Below are 23,652 nucleotides of genomic sequence, written 5' to 3' on the forward strand. Positions count from 1 at the left end.
CAGGGGAAGAGACAACAGGGACGCTTTCCCTGCAAGCGAACATCTCGGTGCAGGGAAAGATTATATCACGCTTTTATTAGTCGGGAGTAAAGTGGCGTAAATGTTGAACCGTTGCCAGCCATGCCGCCACCCAGCCGATCATGGAGCACACCAGCAGCAACAGCAGGCACTCATCGAAACCTAAGCCACTGATATCAAACTTAGTTCCGAAAACCTGCGCCACCTCGGTGACGGCTGACGACAACCGCATCACCAAAATTTCTGACAAAATCAATGAAAGAAATGCACCAGAAAAACCTAATAACGCGCCGCCGTAAAGGAACGGGCGGAGGATGAAACCATCCGTTGCGCCAATCAGTTTCTGCACGTTGATGGTATCGCGACGGGCGAAGATGCTCAGGCGCACGCTGTTACCAATGACGAGGAACACCGCCGCCACCATCAGCACGCCGATCATCGCCGACACGCGTCCTACCAGCCCGGTCAGGGCGGCAAGACGGGCAAACCAGCTGTCGTCCATGCGCACTTCATCAATCCCGTTGATGCGGGTAATGCGGTCGCGCAGGGTGTTGAGCGAATCCGTGCCCTGGAAATCGAGTTTCGGGATCACCACCGCCACGGCGGGCAGCGGGTTCTCTTCAAGCATATCCAGCGCGCCGCCGAACCCAGACCAGTTGCGGAACTCGCCTAGCGCTTCATCGCGGGAAAGGTAGTTCACCTTCTCCACGCCCTGTTCGGCCTGAATCTGCCCCACCACCTGCGCCGCCGCGTTATCGTCGAGGGCTTTATCCAGATAAACGGTGATCTGCGGTGACGGATAGTACTGGGACGCCGCCTGGTTTACGTTTTTGTAAACCATGTAGCAGACGCTGGGCAGCGTCAGGGAGATGGCAATCACCATCACCGTCAGGAACGTCGCCAGCGGTTTGCTTTTCAGATCCTGCAACGCGCCCTGGAAGGCATACCGCACCTGCTCGTTAAAGACGTTGGTTTTGCGGGAGTTCGGTTTCGGTGCCGCTTTGGCACGCTTAGGCGCATTGCGATTGCCGTCCCCGCCGCCCTGAGGCTTGCGGAAACGGTCAAACCGGTTGCTGAACTGCCGAATCTGGTTCATTGCATCACGCTTATTCACCGTGGCCTCCGTGCAAATGCCCGTCGCTCAGGGTCAGCATGCGGTACGAACGACGGGAAATCAGCCCCATGTCGTGCGTCGCCATCAGTACCGTGACCCCTACGCGGTTGAATTCCTCAAACAGACGCAAAATCCCTTCAGAGAGGGCATCGTCCAGGTTACCGGTCGGTTCATCCGCCAGCAAAACGGCAGGCTTGTTCACCACCGCACGGGCAATCCCCACACGCTGCTGTTCACCGCCGGAGAGCTGGATCGGGAAGTTCTTCGCTTTGTCCAGCAGCCCGACCTTATCCAGCGCCGCGGAGACGCGACGGCGGATATCGTCATAGCTGGCACCGGCAATAATCAGCGGGATCGCCACGTTATCGAAAACCGTGCGATCCATCAGCAGGTGGTGATCCTGGAAAATCATGCCAATCTGACGACGCAGGAACGGCACTTCACGGTTCTTAAGACGGCTAATTTCATGGCCGCTGAACCAGATTTTCCCGGCGCTTGGCCGCTCGATCCCACAGATCAGCTTGAGCAGGGTACTTTTCCCCGCGCCGGAATGGCCGGTCAGGAATGCCATCTCGCCTGGCTGGAGGTGGAATGTCACCCCCTGTAGCGCTTGTCTCCCGCCGAGATAGGCCTTGCTGACGTGTTCAAAGCGAATCATTGTTAGTCCTCTCGGGCAAATAGTGCCTCAATAAAGTCGTCCGCTTTAAACGGACGTAAATCCTCAATACGCTCGCCCACACCGATGTAACGGATAGGAATGCCGAACTGGTCGGCCACGGAGAAGATCACCCCGCCTTTCGCGGTGCCGTCCAGCTTGGTCAGCGTGATCCCGGTCAGGCCTACCGCTTCATGGAACAGCTTCGCCTGGCTGATGGCGTTCTGTCCGGTGCTGGCGTCGATAGTCAGCATAATTTCATGCGGTGCATCTTCGTCCAGCTTCTTCATGACGCGAACGATTTTCTTCAGCTCTTCCATCAGGTGCGATTTGTTCTGCAAACGCCCTGCGGTATCCGCAATCAGCACGTCCACGTTACGCGACTTCGCCGCCTGGATGGCATCGAAAATCACGGAGGCGGAATCCGCGCCGGTGTGCTGGGCAATAACCGGAATATTGTTGCGCTGGCCCCACACCTGGAGCTGTTCCACCGCTGCCGCACGGAAGGTATCGCCCGCCGCCAGCATCACCGATTTGCCCTGCTGCTCAAACTGGCGCGCCAGCTTGCCGATGGTGGTAGTTTTGCCCACGCCGTTAACGCCAACCATCAGGATAACAAACGGCATTTTGCCTTCAATATTAAGCGGTTCGTCAACTTTTGCGAGAATTTCACCCATCTCGTCTTTCAGCAGGCCGTACAGCGCCTCGGCGTCACGCAGCTGTTTGCGGCTCGCCCCTTCGGTCAGGTTGGCGATGATCTTCCGGGTGGTTTCCACGCCCACGTCCGCAATCAACAGCTGCTCTTCCAGCTCCTCAAACAGATCGTCGTCGATCTTTTTGCCACGGAACAGACTGATAAATCCGGAACCTAAGTTTTCTTTGGTTTTGAGCAGGCTGCGCTTCAGGCGCGCGAAGAAACCTTCTTTGGTCGGTTTTTCCTGCTCCTGAACGATCTCTTCTTCGGCCTGCTCGTCCACCGGCACGACAATGACCGCTTCTTCAGCCGCTTCCGCCGCCAGCGCCTGGGCTTCAAGCTCTTCGTCGGTCAGCTCTGGCTCAAGGGCCGCTTCTTCTTCCACCGCCTCAACAATTTCAACGGTTTCCGCTTCGGCCTGCCACTCTTCGGCAGAAACCTCTTCGGCTTTCACCTCTTCCGGCAGCGGCAGTTCTTCGTGTTCGATAGTGGCCTGCGGCGCTTCGTTAAGGGTTTCTACGATAACCGGCTCTGGTTTTTCGCTCTCCTGAAACTGTTCAGTAACCTCAACCACCTCTTCGGCAAAGGATTCAATCTCTTCTTTGCTGTGTGCTGGCTCTTCCGCTTCGACAACCGCAGCGGTTTCGACAGGCGTTTCAGGCTGTGACGACTCTTCTACAACCTGCTGTTCTTCGGTTTTCTGTTCTGTTTCTTGCTCTTTTTCACCGAAACCCAACCAGGAAAAGAAGCCACGTTTTTTTTGTTTTGCCATCTGCGACTACACTCCTCGCGGCGCTATATACAGGGAAGCTAAAAAAATGATGAAATAGTCTAACACTTTACTTAATTGACATCACCGCCCGCAATCGCAGGGCATTGTTAACAGAGCTTTCCTGAGATGAAGAAACCCACCCGCGCCCCGGCCGGTCAAATTCGCATTATCGGCGGCCAGTGGCGAGGCCGGAAATTACCGGTGCCGGACAGCCCCGGTTTACGCCCCACCACGGACCGCGTTCGCGAGACGCTGTTTAACTGGCTCGCCCCGTCTATGGTAGACGCCAACTGCCTGGACTGCTTCGCCGGAAGCGGTGCATTAGGGCTGGAAGCGCTGTCGCGTTATGCCGCCAGCGCCACGCTGCTGGAGATGGAGCGCGGCGTCGCGCAGACGTTGCAGCAAAATCTGGCTACGCTGAAGGCAACCAACGCGAAAGTGGTGAATACCAACACGCTGAGCTTCCTCGCCCAACAGGGGACGCCGTTCAACGTGGTGTTTGTTGACCCGCCGTTCCGTAAAGGGCTGCTGGAAGAGACATTATCGTTGCTGGAAAAAAATGGCTGGCTGGCAGACGACGCGCTGATTTACGTTGAAAGCGAAGTGGAAAATGGCCTGCCGCCCGTTCCCGTTCACTGGGATCTGCACCGCGAGAAGGTCGCCGGCCAGGTGGCTTATCGTCTGTATCACCGTCAGGCACAAGGAGGATCCGATGCCAGTACTGATTAACGTAGGGCGCGTACTGATGCTGGGCGTCTGGGCATTTTTGATTTTGAATCTGGTGCACCCGTTCCCGCGTCCGCTGAATATCTTTATTAACGTGGCGCTGATTTTTACCGCGTTCATGCATGCCTTGCAGATGGTGATGCTGAAAAACGGTCTGCCGAAAGATGGCCCACCGATGACCGGCTGGCAGCAGCTGCGGGTGTTTATTTTCGGCGTGTTTGAGCTGCTGGTGTGGATGAAGAAGTTTAAGGCGCAGGTGAAGAAGTAGGCCCCTCACCCTAACCCTCTCCCAGTGGGAGAGGGGACGATTACACCCTCTCCCACTGGGAGAGGGCCGGGGTGAGGGGAAAATTACAGCTCCGGTTCAAAACCTTCAAACCGCGACCCTTTGTAGCTCAGCGTGCCTTTCTCCCCCACCGTCAGCTGGTGGTACTGCTGCGCCTCCAGGCGGAAGGTCATCTCCAGCCCGCCGGTTTCCGGCTTAAAGCTCGCTTCATAGCGCATCGTTGTGCCCGCTGGCGTCACCTGCTGCTGGCGGGAGCGGCGGTCGTTAAGCGGCTTCTCACGCTTGTTCGTCACCACCACGCGCTTTTGCATCAGCGGCGCGGCGTCGTTGTCGGCCTTCTCACGGCGCTGCTGCACGAAGCGAAACGAGGCGGCAATGACGATAATCGCCACCACGATAATGAAAAACAGCGGCATCTTGCTCATTGAAAAATCCCATCAGATTATGCGGAATTCAGGATACCTCGCCTGCCCCGGCATTGCCAAACGCCCGCTCGCGTCACTACACTGGATCAGGAACTGATCATTCAGCCTCAACAGTTACAGGGAGTTAATATGCTTTGGTCATTTATCGCTGTCTGTTTTTCCGCATGGCTTTACGTCGATGCGTCTTACCGTGGCCCAGCCTGGCAGCGCTGGTTGTTTAAACCCGTCACGCTATTACTCCTGCTGTTGCTTGCCTGGCAGGCCCCGATGTTTAACGCCGTTAGCTATCTTGTCCTCGCGGGGCTGTGTGCTTCCCTGATTGGCGATGCCTTAACCCTGCTGCCGCGCCAGCGCCTGCTGTACGCCGTGGGGGCATTCTTCCTGTCGCATCTGCTCTATACCATCTACTTTGCCAGCCAGATGACGCTCTCCTTCTTCTGGCCGCTGCCGCTGGTGCTGCTGGTGATTGGCGCCCTGCTGATCGCGGTGATCTGGTCGCGTCTGGAAGAGATGCGTCTCCCGGTCTGTACGTTTATCGCCATGACGCTGGTGATGGTGTGGCTGGCGGGCGAGCTGTGGTTCTTCCGTCCGACCGCTCCGGCAATGTCTGCGTTCTTCGGTGCCGCACTGTTGCTGTTGGGTAATATCGTCTGGCTGGGCAGCCACTATCGCCGCCGCTTCCGTGCGGATAATGCGATTTCCGCCGCCTGTTACTTTGCCGGACACTTCCTGATTGTGCGTTCGCTGTATATCTAAATAACGCTTGACTCTGGAGTCGACTCCAGAGTGTATGCTGCGGTTAATGAGAAAATTATCATTACCGGAGACTGCCATGTCGACTCCAGAAATACCTAAAAAAGTTCCCCAATTCTCGGCACTTAAGCTCAGCCCGGTTCCGCCAAAAGAGGACTGCTGCTGCGAGGGCGCGTGCGAAACCCGGACCGAAGCGCTGCCTGAAAACGGCAATCACTACAGCTGGGTGGTCAACGGCATGGACTGCGCGGCCTGCGCCCGCAAAGTGGAAAACGCGGTGAAGCAGGTGCCGGGTGTGAACCACGTTCAGGTGCTGTTCGCTACCGAAAAGCTGCTGGTCAGCGCCGAAAACGACGTCAGCAGACAGGTTGAAGCCGCCGTCAGCAAAGCGGGTTATACCCTGCGCAGCGAAACGACGCCCGCAGAAAAAACGTCCCCGCTAAAAGAAAATCTGCCCCTTATCACCCTCATCATCATGATGGCCCTGAGCTGGGGGCTGGAGCAGTTCAACCACCCGTTCGGCAACCTGGCGTTTATCGCCACCACGCTGGTTGGCCTGTTCCCGATTGCGCGTCAGGCGCTGCGTCTGATGAGAAGCGGCAGCTGGTTTGCCATTGAAACGCTGATGAGCGTGGCGGCTATCGGGGCGCTGTTTATTGGCGCGACGGCGGAAGCGGCGATGGTGCTGCTGCTGTTCCTGATCGGCGAACGCCTTGAGGGCTGGGCGGCGAGCCGGGCGCGCAAAGGGGTGAGCGCGCTGATGGCGCTAAAGCCGGAAACCGCCACGCGCGTGATAAACGGTACTCGTGAAACGGTCGCCATCAACACCTTGCGCCCGGGCGACGTGATTGAAGTGCCCGCAGGCGGACGTCTGCCAGCCGATGGGGTCCTCGTTACCGCCACCGCAAGCTTTGACGAAAGCGCCCTGACCGGGGAATCCATCCCGGTAGCGCGTGCGGCGGGTGAAAAAGTGCCTGCGGGCGCCACCAGCGTCGACCGGCTGGTGCAGCTCACCGTGCTTTCTGAACCGGGCGACAGCGCCATCGACCGCATCCTCAGGCTGATTGAAGAGGCCGGGGAGCGCCGCGCGCCGGTCGAACGCTTTATCGATCGCTTCAGCCGGATTTACACCCCCGCCATCATGCTGGTGGCGCTGCTGGTCACCGTCGTCCCGCCGCTGTTTTTCGGCGCGCCGTGGGAGGGCTGGATTTACAAAGGGCTGACGCTGCTGCTGATCGGCTGTCCGTGTGCGCTGGTGATCTCCACCCCGGCGGCGATTACCTCAGGGCTGGCGGCGGCGGCACGTCGCGGGGCGCTGATTAAGGGCGGCGCGGCGCTGGAACAGCTGAGCCAGATTCAGCACATCGCCTTCGATAAAACCGGCACGCTGACCGTCGGCAAGCCGCAGGTGACCGGCGTGTATCCGCAGGACATCAGTGAAGACGCCCTGCTGACGCTGGCCGCTGCCGTGGAGCAGGGTTCCACCCACCCTCTGGCGCAGGCGATTGTGCGTGAAGCGCAGTCGCGCGGGCTGAACATCCCTCCGGCAACGGCCCAGCGAGCGCTGGTCGGGTCAGGGATTGAAGCTGTGGTCGAAGGCAAAAAAGTGCTGATCGCCGCGGCAGGCGCGTTCGCGAATCCACAGGTTGAGGCATTAGAGCAGGCCGGGCAGACGGTCGTTGCCGTGATGCAGGACGGTGTACCGATGGGCATGCTGGCGCTGCGCGACACCCTGCGTGACGATGCGAAAGCCGCCGTCGACGCGCTGCACAGGCTGGGGGTACAGGGCGTGATCCTGACCGGTGATAACCCGCGCGCGGCGGCGGCGATTGCCGGTGAGCTGGGGCTGGCGTTTAAAGCCGGATTACTGCCTGCGGATAAAGTCAGCGCGGTAACCGAGCTGAACGGTCACGCCCCGCTGGCGATGGTCGGGGACGGGATAAACGATGCCCCGGCGATGAAAGCCTCAACCATTGGCATTGCCATGGGCAGCGGCACCGACGTGGCGCTGGAGACCGCCGACGCGGCGCTGACGCACAACCGCCTGACCGGGCTGGCGCAGATGATAGATCTTGCGCGGGCGACGCGGGCCAATATTCGTCAGAACATCGGCATTGCGCTGGGTCTGAAGGGGATTTTCCTGGTCACCACGCTGCTCGGCATGACCGGACTGTGGCTAGCGGTACTGGCGGATACGGGGGCGACGGTGCTGGTCACGGCGAACGCGTTGCGGCTGTTGCGCCGTCGGTAAAAACGCCCGGTGGCGGCTGCGCCTTACCGGGCCTACAACATCTCCGAACCGTAACCGTAGGCCGGGTAAGGCGTAGCCGCCACCCGGCATAAAACGGCGTCACTGCATCCCTAGCACCCCCGGCAACCACAATGATATCGCCGGGATGTACGTCACCATCCCCAGCACCACCAGCAACATACCGTAAAACGGCAGCATCGCCCGCACCACGTGCTCGATCTTCTGCTTACTCACCGCGCTCGCCACGAACAGCACCGAACCGACCGGCGGCGTGATCAGCCCAATCCCCAGGTTCACCATCATGATCATCCCGAAATGCACCGGATCGATCCCCAGCGAGTTGGTCACCGGTAGCAGCACCGGGGTCAGGATCAGGATGATCGGCGCCATGTCCATCAGCGTGCCAATCAGCAGCAGCATGATGTTGAGGTACATCAGGATCACGTATTTGTTATCGGACAGCGACGTGAAGAATTCGGTGATGCGCATCGGCAGCTGCATGTAGGTCATCACCGCGCCAAACGCCGCGGCAAAACCAATCAAAATCATCACGATAGTGACGGTTTTCACCGTGCGGCACATCAGCTTCGGCAGTTCATTCCACTTGTAGTCGCGGTAGATGAACATGGTGACGAAGAACGCCCACAGGCAGGCCACGGCGGCAGATTCGGTCGCCGTGAATATCCCGGACAAGATCCCGCCGAGGATAATCACCACCGTCATCAGCCCCCACAGGGCATCGAGCATGATTTTCAGCGCCTGCCTGAACGGGATTTTGTCCCCCTTCGGATAGCCGCGCTTGCGGGCGAAGCACAGGCAGAGCACCATCAGGCTCACGCCCAGCAGCAGGCCCGGCAGCACGCCCGCGATAAACAGCGTGGCGATGGAGACCGTTCCCCCCGCCGCCAGGGAGTAAATCACCGAGTTGTGGCTGGGTGGGATCAGGATCGCCTGCACCGACCCGCTGGCCGTCACCGCCGCCGCGTATTCGCGCGGATAGCCCTTCTTCTCCATCTCCGGGATCATCACGCTGCCGATAGACGCCGTATCCGCCACCGACGAGCCGGAAATCGCGCCGAAGAACGTTGATGCCACAATGTTCACCAGCGACAGCCCGCCGCGAATAAAGCCGACAAAAACGTACGCGAAGTTAACCAGCCGTCGGGCAATGCCCCCTTCCGCCATGATCGCCCCGGCAAGAATGAAGAACGGGATCGCCAGCAGGGTAAATTTATTCACCCCGCTGGTGATCTGGATCATCAGCGCCTCCAGCGGCAGGTCAATCCACAGCGCGCCCGCCACGGCGCTTAAGCCGACGGCGAAGGCCACCGGCATCCCCAGCGCCAGCAAAATGGCGAGGGTGAATAACAAAACAAACGCATCCATTGTTCACCCCTTAACTGTGATTGCCGATCAGCACGACCGGACGGTTTTCCTGCGAGCCAAACAGCAGGCGTTCAAGCACAAACAGGATCAAAATGGCCGACCCGACAGGCAGCGGCAGATAGCTTTCGCCGGAGGTCAGGAGCGGAAACTCCGCCACCGGCTGCTCCCACAGCTCGACGCACAGCCAGTAGCTGTACCAGCACATCAGGCCGGAGATGAGCAGCATCAGCAGATCCACCACCCGCGCGCACACTCTTTGCAGCGACGCGGGCAGGCGGTCGGTGAGCATGTTGACCGCAATATGCGACCCGGCGCGGTAGCTCACCGCCGCGCCGATAAAGGTAAACGTCACCATGCAGATAATGGCGATCGGCTCCGGCCAGGATTCGCCGCGATTGAGCACATAGCGAGAGAAGATGCCAATGGGGATGACAATCGTCATCACCAGTAGCGAGAGACCCGCCACCACCATGGCGAGCAGGTACAGACGGTCCATCCACTTCAGATAGAGTTCGGACATACGTACTCCGGCTTACTGAACGTCAGCGATGGCTTTCATCAGATCCTGATGCTTGTCGCCATACTGTGCGCGCACCGGCTCTGTCGCCTTGATAAACACCGTTTTATCGATGTCGTGGAACTGCACCCCACCGGCCTTCATTTTCGCCAGCGCCTGGTCGTTATACGCATTCCACAGCTTGCGCTGCTCGAACTGCGCTTCGCGGGCCAGCGTCAGGATCTTTTGCTGTTCGTCAGCGCTCAGTTTGTCCCATTTCACTTTGGAGTAGAGCAGCATTTCCGGGGTGATGAAGTGGCCGCTCAGCGTGTAGTTTTTGGCGACCGGCATGTAGTTGTGGGCGATAAAGGTTGGCGGGTTGTTCTCCGCGCCGTCGATCACCCCGGTCTGCATGCCGCTGTAAACCTCACTGACGCCCATCGCCACCGAGTTCGCTCCCATCGCTTTCAGCGTGGCCAGCGCCACCGGGCTGCCCTGCACGCGGATTTTCTTCCCTTTCAGATCGTCCGGTTTGACGATCGGCTCTTTGGTGATCAGGTTGCGGGTGCCGGAATCCATCCAGCCAAGGAAGACCAGACGCGATTTCGGGTTGGCGGTGAGTTTGTCGCCAATCTGCTTGCCGATATCCCCGTCGATCACCTTGTGCATGTGGTCTTCATCGCGGAATACGTAGGGCAGCGTAAACACTTCGATATCCGGCAGGATAGCAGCCACCGGCGCCATAGAGACGCGGATCATGTCGATCGCCCCCATCTGCGCCTGCTCAATCATCTGCTTTTCATCCCCCAGCACGCCGCCGGGGAAGACCTTAATCTCCAGCTTGCCATCGGTTTGTTGTTTGAGTTTTTCACCCATGTGCTGAACCGCCACCACGTTCGGGTAGCCTTCGGGATGCACATCGGCGGCTTTAATGGTCTGGGCAGAAACGGTGCAGGCGAAAGCAGACAGACACAGCGCGGCCAGTAACGGCTTGAAGGTCGTTTTCATTGAGTCAACTCCAGGGTAGTGAGATAAGCGTTAAAACGATGTTTTAGTTTTTGACGCTTAAAAATTAGACTACGGCTGGAAAAGGGAGGGTGAAGCGCCTCACAAAAGCGCGAAATTTTGAAACGATGGTTTAGAAAGGTTTTCTCCCTCTCCCCGTGGGAGAGGGTCGGGGTGAGGGCATCAGGCCGCACCTACCCCTTACGAATCAAATACCGATAAGGCAAGGTCTCGGTTTGCTGCGCCACCAGTTCGTGTTCCATAAAAGTACAAAAACCGGGGATATCGCGGGTGGTGGCCGGATCGTCAGCGACGATCAGCAGCGTTTCGCCGCTCTGCATGTTTCGTACGGTTTTACGCACCATCATTACCGGCTCCGGGCAACGGAGGCCCTGAGCATCAAGCGTGTGGTCTGGGCTGGAAAACAGGTCGGTCATTTTCTTCTCGTTCAGGTAAAAACGGCTGTAGTTTACGCCCCGCTATCGCCAATGCAAACCAGGTTAACGATTGCGTGAAAATTAGCCATTGCAAAGTGTCGTCAAAGCAGTATCATGCGGCGGCTTTATTGGGTTCCCTCACCCCAAATATTAATCAAAAAGGTACAATATGAACTCCTTTACACAATCGCAGCGCGTCAGGGCGTTGTTCTGGCTTTCGCTATTTCATCTGCTGGTGATCATCTCCAGTAACTATCTGGTACAGCTCCCCATCTCCATTTTTGGTTTCCATACCACCTGGGGCGCGTTCAGTTTCCCGTTTATTTTCCTCGCGACGGATTTAACCGTGCGTATATTTGGCGCACCGCTGGCGCGGCGGATTATTTTTGCGGTGATGATCCCGGCACTGTTTGTCTCCTACGCCATCTCCTCGCTGTTTTACATGGGCAGCTGGCAGGGCTTCGACGCGCTGATGCACTTCAACCTGTTTGTCGCGCGTATTGCCGCCGCCAGCTTTATGGCTTATGCCCTCGGGCAGATCCTCGATGTCCACGTGTTTAACCGCCTGCGTCAAAACCATCGCTGGTGGATGGCGCCAACGGCCTCCACGCTGTTCGGTAACGTGAGCGATACGCTGGCCTTCTTCTTCATCGCCTTCTGGCGCAGCCCGGACGCCTTCATGGCAGAACACTGGATGGAAATCGCTCTGGTGGACTACGCCTTTAAGGTGCTTATCAGCCTGGTCTTCTTCCTGCCGATGTACGGCGTACTGTTGAATATGCTGCTGAAAAGGCTGGCAGATAAATCTGAAATCTCCGCATTGCAGGCAGGTTAAGGGTTCGCTTTATCAGTTGTGATAAGATGAACGAATGAGCCGTTATGGCCGTTTATCGAAAGGAAGAAGTCAATGCGCAATCTGGTTAAATATGTCGGGATTGGCCTGCTGGTTGTTGGCCTTGCAGCCTGTGATAACAGCGACACCAAAACGCCTGCTCAGGGCGCGTCAGCAGAAAGCAACGCCACCGGTCAGCCGGTGAGCCTGATGGATGGCAAACTCAGTTTCTCTCTGCCTGCGGACATGACCGACCAGAGCGGTAAGCTGGGCACTCAGGCGAACAACATGCACGTCTATTCCGATGCCACCGGCCAAAAAGCGGTGATTGTGATCGTCGGTGACGATACGAGCGAAGATCTGGGCGTGCTGGCCAAACGCCTGGAAGATCAGCAGCGCAGCCGCGACCCGCAGCTTCAGGTGGTCACCAACAAGTCTGTTGAACTGAAAGGCCACACGCTGCAACAGCTGGACAGCATCATCTCTGCCAAAGGCCAGACCGCCTACTCCTCCGTGGTGCTCGGCAAGGTGGACAATAAACTGCTGACCATGCAGATCACCCTGCCGGCAGACAATCAGCAGAAAGCGCAGACCGCCGCTGAAAACATCATTAACACCCTCGTGATCCAGTAATCGTTCACCGGGATGCCGTGGCCTCCGTCGCTTGCGCCGGGGGCCATTTTTTTGCCACGACTTTCAGACTAACGCTCCAGACGAAGCCCATCCGGCGCACTACAATTAACACGCCCCCCGGAAAAAGGAATTCTTATGACTGCCAGCCCGCCCGACAAAGCCGGACTTCATATTTTATTAAAACTTGCCTGCCTGGTGGTTATCCTTGCGGGTATCCACGCGGCGGCGGATATCATTGTTCAGCTTCTGCTGGCGCTGTTTTTCGCCATTGTGCTCAACCCGCTGGTGACATGGTTTTTACGCCGCGGCATCAGCCGCCCGGTCGCGATTACCATTGTGGTGATGGTGATGCTGGTTGTCCTGACGGCGCTGTTCGGCGTGCTCGCCGCCTCGCTGAGCGAATTTTCCACCATGCTGCCGCAGTACAATAAAGAGCTGACGCGCAAGCTGGTCGATCTTCAGCGCATGTTGCCGTTCGTGAATCTGCATATCTCACCGGAACGGATGCTGCGCCGGATGGATTCCGAGAAGGTGATGACCTACGCCACCACGTTGATGACCGGGCTTTCCGGGGCAATGGCCAGCATTCTGCTGCTGGTGATGACGGTGGTGTTTATGCTGTTCGAAGTGCGCCACGTGCCGTATAAACTGCGTTTTGCCCTGAACAATCCGCAGATCCACATTGCCGGCTTGCACCGCGCGCTGAAGGGCGTATCCAAATATCTGGCGCTGAAAACGCTGTTAAGCCTGTGGACCGGCGTGATCGTCTGGCTGGGGCTGGTACTGCTGGACGTGCAGTTCGCGCTGATGTGGGGCGTGCTGGCGTTTTTACTGAACTACGTACCCAATATCGGCGCGGTGCTTTCCGCCGTTCCGCCGATGATCCAGGCGTTCCTGTTCAACGGTTTTTATGAGTGCATGCTGGTAGGGGCGCTGTTCCTCGTCGTGCATATGGTGCTGGGTAACATTCTTGAGCCGCGTATGATGGGCCACCGTCTGGGCATGTCGACAATGGTGGTGTTTTTATCATTACTGATCTGGGGATGGCTGTTGGGACCGGTGGGCATGCTGCTCTCCGTGCCGCTCACCAGCGTCTGTAAAATCTGGATGGAAACCACGAAAGGAGGCAGTAAACTCGCCATTCTTCTGGGTCCGGGTCGGCCAAAAAGCCGTTTGCCGGGATAACCGGGTGGAAAGGGTCAAAAGTGACGTTTATTCGCCAGCGCGACGACAACATTGTACGATGTGCGCAGCAAATCGCGCTGGCGAAGAAAAAGTCACAGAAACAGGTTTATCGCGGACGCGCGTAGATGAAATTTACACTTACCCTTATCGACTGGCAGGCAAGAGCGCCAGGACTCAGCGATGCCGACGAATGGCAGGCATGGTCACGCCGGTCTGACGCCATCGATCCCGCGGCACCGCTGGCGAAACTGACCGATCTGCCGATGATGACCGCCCGCCGCCTGAATTCAGGCAGCAGGCTGGCCGTCGATCTTGGCCTGATGATGCTGCGCAAACACCGCATCGACGCCGTCGTCTACAGCAGCCGTCATGGGGAGCTGGAGCGCAATTTCCGTATTCTCCAGGCCCTGGCGGCAGAACAGCCCGTTTCCCCCACCGATTTTGCCATGTCGGTACACAACTCGGCGGTCGGCAATCTCACTATCGCCGCGCGTCAGCCTGTTGTCTCTTCGTCGGTCTCCGCCGGTATGGATACCTTCCAGCAGAGCTTGTGCGACGTGCTGAGCCTGCTGCATGCAGGCTACTCCCGCGTGTTGCTGGTGGATTTCGACGGTCTGCTGCCTGATTTTTATCACGCCGGGTTGCCGCCGCAGATGCCCGTCTGGCCCTACGCGCTGGCGCTGGTGATTGAGGCCGGAAATACGCTCAGCTACGAAACGCACGTCAACCGCACGCCTGAAGAGCCCGCGCTGCCGCAAAGCCTCCAGTTCCTGCGCCATTACCTGCGGGACGAGCGCCAGTTTACCCTGCCGGGCGAGCGCCTGCTGTGGCAATGGACGCGCCAATGAGAGGGTTACGTTCCCGCCTCGATCGGGTATGGCGGATGCTTATGACCGGATTGTGCTTCGCCCTGTTCGGCCTCGGCGGGCTGACGCTGTCGCTGGTGTGGTTTAATCTGCTGCTGATTTTCCAGCGCGACCGCACTCAACGTCGCCGCCTGGCACGCCGCACTATTTCTGCCAGTTTTCGCCTGTTCCTCGCGGTGGTACGGGGTGCAGGGGTACTGGATTACCGTTTCAACAACCTGGACGTTCTGCGCGCCGAGCGGGGCTGTCTGGTGATTGCGAATCATCCCTCGCTGCTGGACTACGTTCTGCTGGCGTCGGTGATGAACGAAACCGACTGTCTGGTGAAAAGCGCGTTGCTGCGTAACCCGTTCGTCAGCGGCGTGATCCGCGCGGCTGACTATCTGATTAACAGCGAAGCCGACACGCTGCTTGCCGCAAGCCAGCAGCGTCTGGCCCAGGGCGACACCCTGCTTATCTTCCCTGAAGGCACCCGCACCCGGGTGGGGAAAGCCATGACCCTGCAACGTGGGGCGGCGAATATCGCCGTTCGCTGCAACAGCGCCGTGCGCGTGGTGGTGATCCACTGTAGCGAACGGATGCTGGATAAACAGAGCAGCTGGTATAACGTGCCCCCCAATAAACCTGTTTTCACCGTGGATGTTCGCGAACGCATCAACATTCATGATTTTTATGATGCGAGTCAGCACGAACCCGCGCTGGCAGCAAGGCAGTTAAACCGGCATATGCAGCATCAGTTAACAACCGGTCTTCAATCTTTGTCAGGAACGAAAGATGCAAGCGCTCTATCTTGAAATTAAGAATCTCATTATCTCTACGCTGAATCTGGAAGAACTTACCCCAGAGGATATTGATACAGACGCCGCGCTCTTTGGCGACGGCCTCGGTCTGGACTCAATCGACGCCCTTGAGCTGGGGCTGGCGGTAAAAAATCAGTACGGCGTAGTGCTTTCTGCCGAAAGTGACGAGATGCGTCAGCACTTCTATTCCGTTGCCACGCTCGCGGCTTTTATCCATCAACAACGCGCCTGAGAATGACCGCTATGACAGAACAACAAACGATTTATCAGGAAGTCTCTGCGCTTCTTATTACGCTGTTTGAAATCGCCCCGGAGGATATTACCCCTGAGGCACGTCTTTACGAGGATCTGGACCTCGACAGCATTGATGCCGTCGATATGGTGGTGCACCTGCAAAAGAAAACGGGCCATAAAATCAAGCCTGAAACCTTCAAAGCGGTGCGCACGGTGCAGGACGTCGTGGACGTTGTGGAACAGCTTCAGCGCGACGCGTAACGTGCGTTCGATTCCAGTTCTTCCCGCCCTGACGGGGCTGATGCTGCTGGCATGGCCGTTTTTGATCGGCTTCGGGCTGGCGAATAATAGCCTGCACGGGATACTGCCCGTGATGGCGCTGGTGCTGCTGTTGCGCGTCTGCCAGGCCCGTCGGCAGGGCGGCCCCCTGCGTTATCTGTTCGTGAGCGTGGCGCTGGCTGGCATAGCGCTTTGCGCGGCGAGCTACGTCCTGCACGCGCACCAGTGGGTGCTGTTTTATCCGGTGGTGGTGAATCTGGTGATGCTGGTGGTGTTTGGCGGTTCGCTGTGGACGGCAATGCCTGTCGTCGAACGGCTGGCGCGCCTGCGTGAACCGGCTCTCTCCCCCGTCGGGGTACGTTACACGCGCCGGGTTACCCAGGTCTGGTGCGGCTTTTTTATTATCAACGGGGCGATCGCGCTGTTTACCGTATTACACGCCGATATCCGTCTGTGGACGCTGTGGAACGGGATGATTGCCTATCTCCTGATGGGCACGCTGATGGCTGGCGAGTGGCTGGTGCGACAACGGGTGATGAAAAACGATGCTTAACCCTCTTCCGCTTAGCCAGTGGCTCAGTGCACCCCGCCCTGACGACACCCCTGTCGCCTGGCAGGACGACCGCCTCTGGACGCTTGGCGATCTGCGCCACGACGTCACCCAGTTGGTCGACACCCTGCGTCGTGAAGATGGCGAGCGCTGGGCGCTGTGCATCGAAAACGGTTATCTGTTTATTGTTGCGCTGCTGGCGACGCTGCATGCGGGTAAAACGCCGGTCCTCCCCGGGCACAGCCGGGCGGCGCAGCTTAACGAACAGCGGGCGCTGTTCAGCGGCGTCCTGAGCGACACCACACTCGATTTTCAGGGGCGACAGCTGCGGGTGGCTTCCGCTCAGCGGGCAGGTCATCTCTTTTCACCGCTGCCTGCCATCGGTGAGATGCGCACGATCGAGCTTTACACCTCCGGCTCGACCGGCACGCCGCAGCGGGTCAGTAAGCCGGTGGTCAGCCTTGATCGTGAGGCTCGTCTGCTGGCGGCGCATTTTGGCGAGCGTCTGGCGGGCTGTCACGTCGTGGCTTCCGTGGTGCTGCACCACCTGTATGGCCTGACGTTTCGTGTCGTATTACCCATGGCGCTCGGCCTGCCGCTGCATGCCAGCCTGCTCAACTATGCCGAGCAGCTCTCTGCCCTTCCCGACGATAAACGCTATCTTTTCATCAGCAGTCCGGCGTTTCTCAAGCGGCTGGACGCGTCGCTGGCGCCGCCCCCCGTTAACCTGCTCGTCTCCGCAGGCGGCGCGCTGCCCTGGCAGGAGGTCGCCGCGGTTCAGGCCTGGCTCAACGTCTGGCCGGATGAAATATACGGCAGCACGGAAACAGGCGTAATGGCCTGGCGCTACCGTCAGGAGGAAAGCACGCGCTGGCAGCCTTTTCCCGGCGTGACGTTTCACGACGATCGCGTGATATCGCCGCTGATCCCCGAGGCGGAGGGGGTCCTGCTGGATGATATCCTGCACTTCACGGCTGACGGGCAGTTCAGCCTCGTCGGGCGTCGCGGTCGGGTGGTCAAAATTGAAGATAAACGCATTTCGCTCGATGACATTGAGCGCCGCCTGCTGGCGCTGGACGGCATCCGCGAGGCCGCCGCGCTGACGGTGACGCGCGGCGGGCGTCAGGGCATTGGCGTATTGCTGGTGCTGAATGAAGCGGTGCGTCAGCAACACGAACAGGGCAAAAAAGCGCAGGAGCTCGCCTGGCGACGCGCCCTTCGCCCCTGGCTTGAACCGGTTGCTGTGCCGCGCTACTGGCGGATCGTTGATGAAATCCCGGTCAACAGCATGAACAAGCGCGTGACTGCGCAGCTACAGGAGTTGTTTCATGAAGATCCCTGAAATCGGGCGCCTCCAGCCCGATCCACAGCATCTGGAGATAACCTTTTATCTTGATCCTGACCTGCTCTGGTTTAAGGGACATTTCGCCGTACAGCCGCTACTGCCGGGCGTGGCGCAGCTCGACTGGGTAATGCATTACGCCGCCGCGCTGGCGTCGGGCTACCGTTTTCACAGTATTCAGAACGTGAAGTTCGCCGCCCCGCTGTTGCCGAAGAACACGGTCACGCTGCTCCTTGCCTGGCAGCCTGAACGCCAGTTGCTGACCTTTAGCTACCAGCGCCATGCGGGTAACGAGCGCCACACCGCCAGCAGCGGGAAGATTCGCTTATGTCAGTAACCTTCCGCCCCTGCGTGCTGATCCCCTGCTACAACCACGGGGCGATGATGGCTTCGGTGCTGGCGCGCCTGGCGCCTTTCGATCTGCCCTGTCTGGTGGTGGACGACGGCAGCGATGAGACCACGCGCCGCACGCTTGAAGCGCTGGCGGCGGATCGTCCGCAGGTCACGCTACTGCGGCTGGCCGAAAACAGCGGCAAAGGCGCGGCGGTGATGCAGGGGCTGAAAGCCTGCGCCGATCGCGGCTTCACCCACGCCGTTCAGGTGGACGCTGACGGCCAGCACGCTATCGAGGACATTCCCAAACTGCTGGCGCTGGCCGGGCGTCATCCCGATGCGCTCATTTCCGGGCAGCCCGTTTACGATGACTCGATCCCCCGTTCGCGCCTTTATGGGCGCTGGATAACGCACGTCTGGGTCTGGATTGAAACCCTCTCCCTGCAACTGAAAGACAGTATGTGCGGGTTTCGCGTTTACCCGATAGCCCCGGTTCTGCGCCTTGCAGCAACCACGCCGCTCGGCAGGCGGATGGATTTTGATACCGAAGTGATGGTGCGCCTCTACTGGCAGGGCAACACCAGCTATTTTCTGCCCACCCGCGTAACCTATCCGCCGGACGGGGTATCCCATTTCGATGCCCTGAAAGACAACGTGCGCATCTCGTTGATGCATACCCGTCTGTTTCTCGGCATGCTGCCGCGCATTCCTTCCCTGCTGATGCGTCGCCGCTCGCAGCACTGGGCGCAGCAGCAGGAGGTGAAAGGATTATGGGGCATGCGCCTGATGCTGCGCGTCTGGCAGCTGCTGGGGCGAAAGGCGTTTACCGCCCTGCTGTGGCCGGTTACCGCCGTCTACTGGCTGACCGCCCGCTCTGCGCGTCAGGCGTCGCAGCAGTGGCTGGCGCGGGTTAAAACGGTGATGGCACAGCGGCAAATGCCGCAACCCGCGCGGCTTAACAGTTTTTCCCACTTCCTGCGCTTCGGTCATGCCATGCTGAATAAAGTGGCCAGCTGGCGCGGCGAAATGAAACTCCATCGCGATCTGGTCTTTGCGCCAGGCGCGCAGGAGGCGCTGGGGCTCGACGATCCTCAGGGCAAACTGCTGCTCGCGTCGCATCTTGGCGATGTGGAAGCCTGCCGGGCGCTGGCCCAGCGCGAAGGGGCGAAAACCATCAACGCGCTGGTCTTTAGCGACAACGCCAGACGCTTTAAGCAGGTGATGGAGGAGATGGCGCCGCAGGCGGGCATTCACCTGATGCCGGTCACCGACATTGGCCCGGAGACTGCGATCCTCATTAAAGAGAAGCTGGATCGCGGCGAATGGGTGGCGATCGTGGGCGATCGCATCGCCGTCACCCCGCAGCGCGGCGGCAGCTGGCGGGTGATATGGAGCGAATTTATGGGCCAGCCCGCGCCGTTCCCGCAGGGGCCGTTTATCCTGGCGTCCATTTTGCGCTGCCCGGTGGTGCTGATTTTTGCCCTCTGCCAGCAGGGAAAGCTGACCCTGCACTGCGAGCCGTTTGCCGACCCGCTGCTGCTGCCGCGCGGCGAGCGCCAGCAGGCGCTACAGCAGACCGTCGACCGCTATGCGCAGCGGCTGGAGCATTACGCGCTCTTGTCGCCGCTCGACTGGTTTAATTTTTTCGATTTCTGGCAGCTGCCAGAGGTCAACGAGAAGGAGTAAAGGGTGCTGACCGATCCCCGCTTTACGGCTGAAGTTGAAATCACCGTTCCGTTCCACGATGTCGATATGATGGGCGTGGTGTGGCACGGCAACTACTTCCGCTACTTTGAGATTGCCCGCGAAGCGCTGCTCAACCAGTTTGATTACGGCTATCGCCAGATGAAAGCGTCCGGCTACGTCTGGCCGGTGGTGGATACCCGGGTGAAATACCGCGACGCGGTGACCTTCGAGCAGCGCATTCGCGTCCGCGCCCACATTGAAGAGGTTGAAAACCGTCTGCGCATCGCCTATCAAATCTTCGACGCGCAAACCGGGAAACGCACCACCACCGGCTACACCATTCAGGTGGCGGTGGAAGAAGCAAGCCGGGAGATGTGCTTTGTCAGCCCGGCCATTCTGTTCGAACGCATGGGGATCGCGCCATGAAATGGATAACGCTACTCGCGCTGCTGGTAAGCCCGCTGGTGAACGCGATCACGCTGGATGAACTGCAACAGCGGTTTGCGGAGCAACCGGTAGTGCGCGCACACTTCGAACAGATCCGCACGATCAAGGATATGCCTCAGCCCCTGCGCTCGCAGGGCGAGATGCTGATCGCCCGTGACAATGGCCTGCTGTGGGATCAAAAAGCGCCGTTCCCGATGACGCTGCTGCTGGATGACAAACGGATGGTGCAGATCGTCAACGGTCAGTCGCCGCAGACCATTACCGCCGACACTAACCCGCAGATGTTCCAGTTCAACCATCTGCTGCGGGCGCTGTTCCAGGCCGACCGCAAGGTGCTGGAAGAGAACTTCCGCATCGATTTCAAAGACCTGGGCGAAGGCCGCTGGTCGCTGGTGCTGACGCCCGTCACCACGCCGCTGGACAAGATTTTCTCCACCCTTGATTTGAAGGGCGCGATCTATCTGGAATCCATTCGCCTGAACGATAAGCAGGGCGACACGACGGATATCGCCCTCTCCCGCCACCAACTGACGCCCGCCCGCCTGACCGATGCAGAACGCCAGCGCTTTGCCGCACCGTAACGCCCTGCGCCCGTCGCTGTTGTGGGCCGCGGTATGCCTGATCCTGCTGGGCATGCTGCTGTCGCTGCTGCCCGGCGCGCGGCTGAACAGCAGCGTGCTCGCCATGCTGCCGAAACAGACGCTCGGCGCGATCCCTCCCGCTCTCAACGACGGATTTATGCAGCGCCTCGACCGCCAGCTCATCTGGCTGGTCAGCCCCGGCAAACAGCCAGACCCGCGCGTGGCGCAGCAGTGGTTAACTCTGCTGCAACGCAGCCAGGCGCTGAGTGTCGTAAAAGGTCCGCTGGATGCCGCCGGGCAACAGGCCTGGGGAGATTTCTTCTGGCAACACCGCAATGGCCTGGTCGATCCGGCCACCCGCGCCCGCCTGCAAAACGGCGGTCAAGCACAGGCCCAGTGGGTCCTGTCCCAGCTCTACTCCGCCTTTTCCGGCGTGAGCGGCAAGGAGCTGCAAAACGATCCGCTGATGCTGATGCGCGGCGCGCAGCTCGCGCTGGCGAAGAACAGCCAGAAGATGCAGCTGATGGACGGCTGGCTGGTGACAAAAGACGCGGCCGGGAACTACTGGTATCTGCTGCACGGCGAGCTGGCGGGCTCGTCGTTTGATATGCAGCAAACCCACCAGCTGGTGACTACCCTTAACGCGTTGCAGCAGACGCTGAAAAGCCAGTATCCACAGGCGCAGCTGCTCTCGCGCGGGACGGTGTTCTACAGCGATTACGCCAGCCAGCAGGCTAAAAACGATATTTCCACGCTTGGCGTCGCCACGGTGCTCGGGGTGATCCTGCTGATTGTGTCGGTGTTTCGCTCCGTGCGTCCGCTGCTGCTGAGCCTGCTCTCCATTGCCATCGGCGCGCTGGCGGGGACGGTCGTGACGCTGCTGCTGTTCGGTGAACTGCACCTGATGACGCTGGTGATGAGCATGAGCATTATCGGCATCTCGGCGGACTATACGATTTACTACCTCACGGAGCGGATGGTGCACGGCGCGGAGCACTCGCCCTGGCAAAGCCTGGCGAAGGTACGTAACGCGCTGCTGCTGGCGCTGCTGACCACCGTCGTGGCGTATCTCTTCATGATGCTGGCCCCCTTCCCCGGCATTCGTCAGATGGCGGTGTTCGCCGCCGCAGGGCTGAGCGCCTCGTGCCTGACGGTAATGTTCTGGCATCCGTGGCTGTGCCGGGGCATGCCGGTCCGCCCGGTCCCCCTGAGCGGGATGATGCAGCGCTGGCTGAACGCCTGGCGCGACGGTAAAGCCCTCTCCGTCGGGCTGCCGGTCGCGCTGGCTCTGCTCTCCGCCATCGGGATCGCCAGCCTGCGGGTGGATGACGATATCGCCCGGCTTCAGGCGCTGCCGCAGGACATTCTGGCGCAGGAAAAAACCATCACCGCCCTGACCGGGCAAAATGTCGATCAGAAGTGGTTCGTGGTGTACGGCGCGTCGGCTCAGGAAACGCTGGAGCGGCTGGAGGCGTTCACCCCGGCGCTGGCGCAGGCGCAAAAAGCCGGTGAATTAACCCGCTGGCGCACCCTGCCGCTGAACTCGCTGGCGCGGCAGAACAGCGATCTGCATCTGCTACGTAACGCCGCGCCGACGGTGATGAAAATGCTGCAAAGCACGGGGCTGAAGACCAGTGAACCGAACCTGAACGCCATGCCTGTCAGCGTGGAAGCGTGGCTCGCCAGCCCGGCCAGCGAAGGCTGGCGTTTGCTGTGGCTGACGCTGCCGGACGGCAAAAGCGGTGTTCTGGTTCCGGTCGATGGCGTCAGAAACAGCGCCGCGCTCGGTGAGCTGGCCGCCCGCCATCCCGGGGTCGTCTGGGTTGACCGTAAGGCCAGCTTCGACAGCCTGTTTGCGCTCTACCGCTCGCTGCTGACGGGGCTGCTGGGCGTGGCGCTGGCGGTGATTGCCTGCGGCGCGATGCTACGCCTCGGCTGGCGAAAAGGGCTGGTGGCGCTGGTGCCGTCCGTGCTGTCGCTGGGCGGCGGGCTGGCGGCGCTGGCCGTGACGGGCCATCCGGTGAACCTGTTTTCCCTGCTGGCGCTGGTGCTGGTCCTCGGCATTGGCATTAACTACACGCTGTTTTTCAGCAACCCGCGCGGCACGCCGCTGACCTCCATGCTGGCGATTACCCTCGCCATGATGACTACCCTGCTGACGCTGGGGATGCTGGTGTTCAGCACCACTCAGGCCATCAGCAGCTTTGGCATTGTGCTGGTGAGCGGTATCTTCACCGCGTTCCTGCTCGCCCCGCTGGCGATGCCGTCTAACAAAGAGAACTTACCATGACCCGTTTCATTCGCCTGGCGGCAGTGATGATGGCCCTGTTGCTGGCGGGGTGTAGCCATACGACGAACCGCGATGACGCGCGCCCTCAGGCCTGGCTCCAGCCCGGCACCCGCGTCACGCTGCCCCCGCCGGGCATCACGCCTGCCATCCGCGCGCAGCAGTTGCTTACCGGCAGTTTTAAAGGCCAGACCCAGTCGCTGCTGGTGATGCTGAACGCCGATGGAAATAAAGTGGCGCTTGCCGGCCTCTCCTCCGTCGGGATCCGCCTGTTCCTCGCCACCTACGACGACACCGGGATCCACACCGAGCAGTCGGTTGTGATGCCGCAGCTGCCGCCCGCCAGCCAGGTGCTGGCCGACGTGATGCTGAGCCACTGGCCGCTCAGCGCCTGGCAGCCGCAGTTGCCGAAAGGCTGGACGCTGAACGATACTGACACCAGACGCGAACTGCGCAACCCCGATGGCAAACTGGTCACGGAAATTGTCTACCTGAACCGTAACGGCAGGCGCGAACCGATTAGCATTGTGCAGCACGCTTTTCACTACCACATCACCATTCAATATCTGGGTGACTGAG

Annotated in this window: 27 protein-coding genes; 19 read left to right on the plus strand and 8 right to left on the minus strand. The window is 59.6% G+C overall.

The window, feature by feature from the left end:
• Window positions 1–76: 76 nt before the first annotated feature.
• Genes ftsX through ftsY form a run of 3 tightly spaced genes read right to left on the minus strand, consistent with a single transcriptional unit; the run spans window position 77 to window position 3,253 of the window.
• Entirely contained in the window at window positions 77–1,132 is a 1,056-nt protein-coding gene (ftsX, locus tag ACNQ0W_RS03305; RefSeq protein ID WP_017384126.1) for a permease-like cell division protein FtsX, read from the minus strand.
• Window positions 1,125–1,790: a cell division ATP-binding protein FtsE gene (gene ftsE, locus ACNQ0W_RS03310; protein WP_006812284.1), complete on the minus strand. Its 666-nt coding sequence runs from the start codon at window positions 1,788–1,790 to the stop codon at window positions 1,125–1,127. The genes ftsX and ftsE overlap by 8 nt, the downstream gene beginning before the upstream one ends.
• 2 nt (window positions 1,791–1,792) lie before the next feature.
• Window positions 1,793–3,253: a signal recognition particle-docking protein FtsY gene (gene ftsY, locus ACNQ0W_RS03315; RefSeq protein WP_062933354.1), complete on the minus strand. Its 1,461-nt coding sequence runs from the start codon at window positions 3,251–3,253 to the stop codon at window positions 1,793–1,795.
• 126 nt (window positions 3,254–3,379) lie between these two features.
• On the opposite strand from ftsY, the gene rsmD reads away from it, so the two are divergent.
• Both rsmD and ACNQ0W_RS03325 read left to right on the plus strand, forming a co-directional pair.
• Window positions 3,380–3,982: a 16S rRNA (guanine(966)-N(2))-methyltransferase gene (rsmD, locus tag ACNQ0W_RS03320; protein ID WP_015571477.1), complete on the plus strand. Its 603-nt coding sequence runs from the start codon at window positions 3,380–3,382 to the stop codon at window positions 3,980–3,982.
• Window positions 3,966–4,247, plus strand: a complete 282-nt coding sequence (locus ACNQ0W_RS03325; protein WP_015571478.1) for a DUF1145 family protein — start codon at window positions 3,966–3,968, stop codon at window positions 4,245–4,247. The genes rsmD and ACNQ0W_RS03325 overlap by 17 nt, the downstream gene beginning before the upstream one ends.
• Window positions 4,248–4,330: 83 nt before the next feature.
• Here ACNQ0W_RS03325 and ACNQ0W_RS03330 read toward each other — a convergent pair whose 3' ends face one another.
• A complete protein-coding gene (locus ACNQ0W_RS03330) occupies window positions 4,331–4,690 on the minus strand; it encodes a DUF2500 domain-containing protein (RefSeq protein WP_017384123.1) in 360 nt (119 codons plus the stop codon).
• A 129-nt stretch (window positions 4,691–4,819) separates the two neighbouring features.
• On the opposite strand from ACNQ0W_RS03330, the gene ACNQ0W_RS03335 reads away from it, so the two are divergent.
• Window positions 4,820–5,446 (plus strand): lysoplasmalogenase, encoded by a 627-nt coding sequence (locus tag ACNQ0W_RS03335; RefSeq protein WP_003861515.1) that lies wholly within the window; start codon window positions 4,820–4,822, stop codon window positions 5,444–5,446.
• A 76-nt stretch (window positions 5,447–5,522) separates the two neighbouring features.
• Window positions 5,523–7,694, plus strand: coding sequence for a Zn(II)/Cd(II)/Pb(II) translocating P-type ATPase ZntA (gene zntA / locus ACNQ0W_RS03340; protein WP_062933353.1), 2,172 nt, complete (start codon window positions 5,523–5,525; stop codon window positions 7,692–7,694).
• Between the two features lie 99 nt (window positions 7,695–7,793).
• Here the strand turns inward: zntA and ACNQ0W_RS03345 are convergent, their stop codons facing one another.
• The 4 genes from ACNQ0W_RS03345 to tusA form a co-directional block, all read right to left on the minus strand.
• Entirely contained in the window at window positions 7,794–9,080 is a 1,287-nt protein-coding gene (locus ACNQ0W_RS03345; RefSeq protein WP_015571481.1) for a TRAP transporter large permease, read from the minus strand.
• Window positions 9,081–9,090: 10 nt separating this feature from the next.
• Window positions 9,091–9,600, minus strand: coding sequence for a TRAP transporter small permease (locus ACNQ0W_RS03350; protein WP_003861278.1), 510 nt, complete (start codon window positions 9,598–9,600; stop codon window positions 9,091–9,093).
• A gap of 12 nt (window positions 9,601–9,612) precedes the next feature.
• Complete coding sequence (locus tag ACNQ0W_RS03355) at window positions 9,613–10,584, minus strand: TRAP transporter substrate-binding protein (RefSeq protein ID WP_062933352.1); 972 nt, start codon at window positions 10,582–10,584, stop codon at window positions 9,613–9,615.
• A 191-nt stretch (window positions 10,585–10,775) separates the two neighbouring features.
• Window positions 10,776–11,018, minus strand: coding sequence for a sulfurtransferase TusA (gene tusA / locus ACNQ0W_RS03360; RefSeq protein ID WP_000130627.1), 243 nt, complete (start codon window positions 11,016–11,018; stop codon window positions 10,776–10,778).
• 169 nt (window positions 11,019–11,187) lie between these two features.
• Between tusA and ACNQ0W_RS03365 the strand changes: the two genes are divergently transcribed.
• From ACNQ0W_RS03365 to ACNQ0W_RS03435, 15 genes are all read left to right on the plus strand, one after another.
• A complete protein-coding gene (locus tag ACNQ0W_RS03365) occupies window positions 11,188–11,853 on the plus strand; it encodes a 7-cyano-7-deazaguanine/7-aminomethyl-7-deazaguanine transporter (protein ID WP_062933351.1) in 666 nt (221 codons plus the stop codon).
• Between the two features lie 72 nt (window positions 11,854–11,925).
• A complete protein-coding gene (locus ACNQ0W_RS03370) occupies window positions 11,926–12,483 on the plus strand; it encodes a DcrB family lipoprotein (RefSeq protein WP_003861272.1) in 558 nt (185 codons plus the stop codon).
• 135 nt (window positions 12,484–12,618) lie between these two features.
• Window positions 12,619–13,668 carry an AI-2E family transporter gene (locus ACNQ0W_RS03375; protein ID WP_003861270.1) on the plus strand — a complete coding sequence of 350 codons (1,050 nt, stop codon included), beginning with the start codon at window positions 12,619–12,621 and terminating at the stop codon, window positions 13,666–13,668.
• A 125-nt stretch (window positions 13,669–13,793) separates the two neighbouring features.
• Entirely contained in the window at window positions 13,794–14,516 is a 723-nt protein-coding gene (locus ACNQ0W_RS03380) for a beta-ketoacyl synthase chain length factor (protein ID WP_417933172.1), read from the plus strand.
• The gene (locus tag ACNQ0W_RS03385) at window positions 14,513–15,328 is read left to right on the plus strand and encodes a lysophospholipid acyltransferase family protein (RefSeq protein WP_062933350.1); all 816 of its coding nucleotides are present in this window, start codon (window positions 14,513–14,515) and stop codon (window positions 15,326–15,328) included. Before ACNQ0W_RS03380 ends, ACNQ0W_RS03385 begins: the two co-directional genes overlap by 4 nt.
• Complete coding sequence (locus ACNQ0W_RS03390; protein ID WP_003861263.1) at window positions 15,309–15,566, plus strand: phosphopantetheine-binding protein; 258 nt, start codon at window positions 15,309–15,311, stop codon at window positions 15,564–15,566. The genes ACNQ0W_RS03385 and ACNQ0W_RS03390 overlap by 20 nt, the downstream gene beginning before the upstream one ends.
• Before the next feature lie 11 nt (window positions 15,567–15,577).
• A complete protein-coding gene (locus ACNQ0W_RS03395; RefSeq protein ID WP_003861262.1) occupies window positions 15,578–15,829 on the plus strand; it encodes an acyl carrier protein in 252 nt (83 codons plus the stop codon).
• Window positions 15,801–16,400: a hypothetical protein gene (locus ACNQ0W_RS03400; RefSeq protein ID WP_062933349.1), complete on the plus strand. Its 600-nt coding sequence runs from the start codon at window positions 15,801–15,803 to the stop codon at window positions 16,398–16,400. Before ACNQ0W_RS03395 ends, ACNQ0W_RS03400 begins: the two co-directional genes overlap by 29 nt.
• Window positions 16,393–17,739 (plus strand): acyl-CoA synthetase, encoded by a 1,347-nt coding sequence (locus ACNQ0W_RS03405; RefSeq protein WP_062933348.1) that lies wholly within the window; start codon window positions 16,393–16,395, stop codon window positions 17,737–17,739. The genes ACNQ0W_RS03400 and ACNQ0W_RS03405 overlap by 8 nt, the downstream gene beginning before the upstream one ends.
• Complete coding sequence (locus ACNQ0W_RS03410; protein ID WP_047745709.1) at window positions 17,726–18,076, plus strand: hydroxymyristoyl-ACP dehydratase; 351 nt, start codon at window positions 17,726–17,728, stop codon at window positions 18,074–18,076. The genes ACNQ0W_RS03405 and ACNQ0W_RS03410 overlap by 14 nt, the downstream gene beginning before the upstream one ends.
• A complete protein-coding gene (locus tag ACNQ0W_RS03415; RefSeq protein WP_062933347.1) occupies window positions 18,067–19,758 on the plus strand; it encodes a glycosyltransferase family 2 protein in 1,692 nt (563 codons plus the stop codon). Before ACNQ0W_RS03410 ends, ACNQ0W_RS03415 begins: the two co-directional genes overlap by 10 nt.
• Before the next feature lie 3 nt (window positions 19,759–19,761).
• The gene (locus ACNQ0W_RS03420; protein ID WP_006812302.1) at window positions 19,762–20,184 is read left to right on the plus strand and encodes an acyl-CoA thioesterase; all 423 of its coding nucleotides are present in this window, start codon (window positions 19,762–19,764) and stop codon (window positions 20,182–20,184) included.
• On the plus strand, window positions 20,181–20,786 hold the full coding sequence (locus ACNQ0W_RS03425) for an outer membrane lipoprotein carrier protein LolA (protein ID WP_062933346.1): 606 nt from the start codon (window positions 20,181–20,183) through the stop codon (window positions 20,784–20,786). Before ACNQ0W_RS03420 ends, ACNQ0W_RS03425 begins: the two co-directional genes overlap by 4 nt.
• Entirely contained in the window at window positions 20,755–23,076 is a 2,322-nt protein-coding gene (locus ACNQ0W_RS03430) for an MMPL family transporter (RefSeq protein ID WP_062933345.1), read from the plus strand. Before ACNQ0W_RS03425 ends, ACNQ0W_RS03430 begins: the two co-directional genes overlap by 32 nt.
• Entirely contained in the window at window positions 23,073–23,651 is a 579-nt protein-coding gene (locus ACNQ0W_RS03435; RefSeq protein ID WP_062933344.1) for a DUF3261 domain-containing protein, read from the plus strand. The genes ACNQ0W_RS03430 and ACNQ0W_RS03435 overlap by 4 nt, the downstream gene beginning before the upstream one ends.
• The last annotated feature ends 1 nt before the right edge of the window (window position 23,652 follow it).

It is taken from the genome of Enterobacter cloacae complex sp. 6730903 (assembly GCF_048283985.1).
Taxonomy (GTDB): Bacteria; Pseudomonadota; Gammaproteobacteria; order Enterobacterales; family Enterobacteriaceae; genus Enterobacter; species Enterobacter hormaechei_C.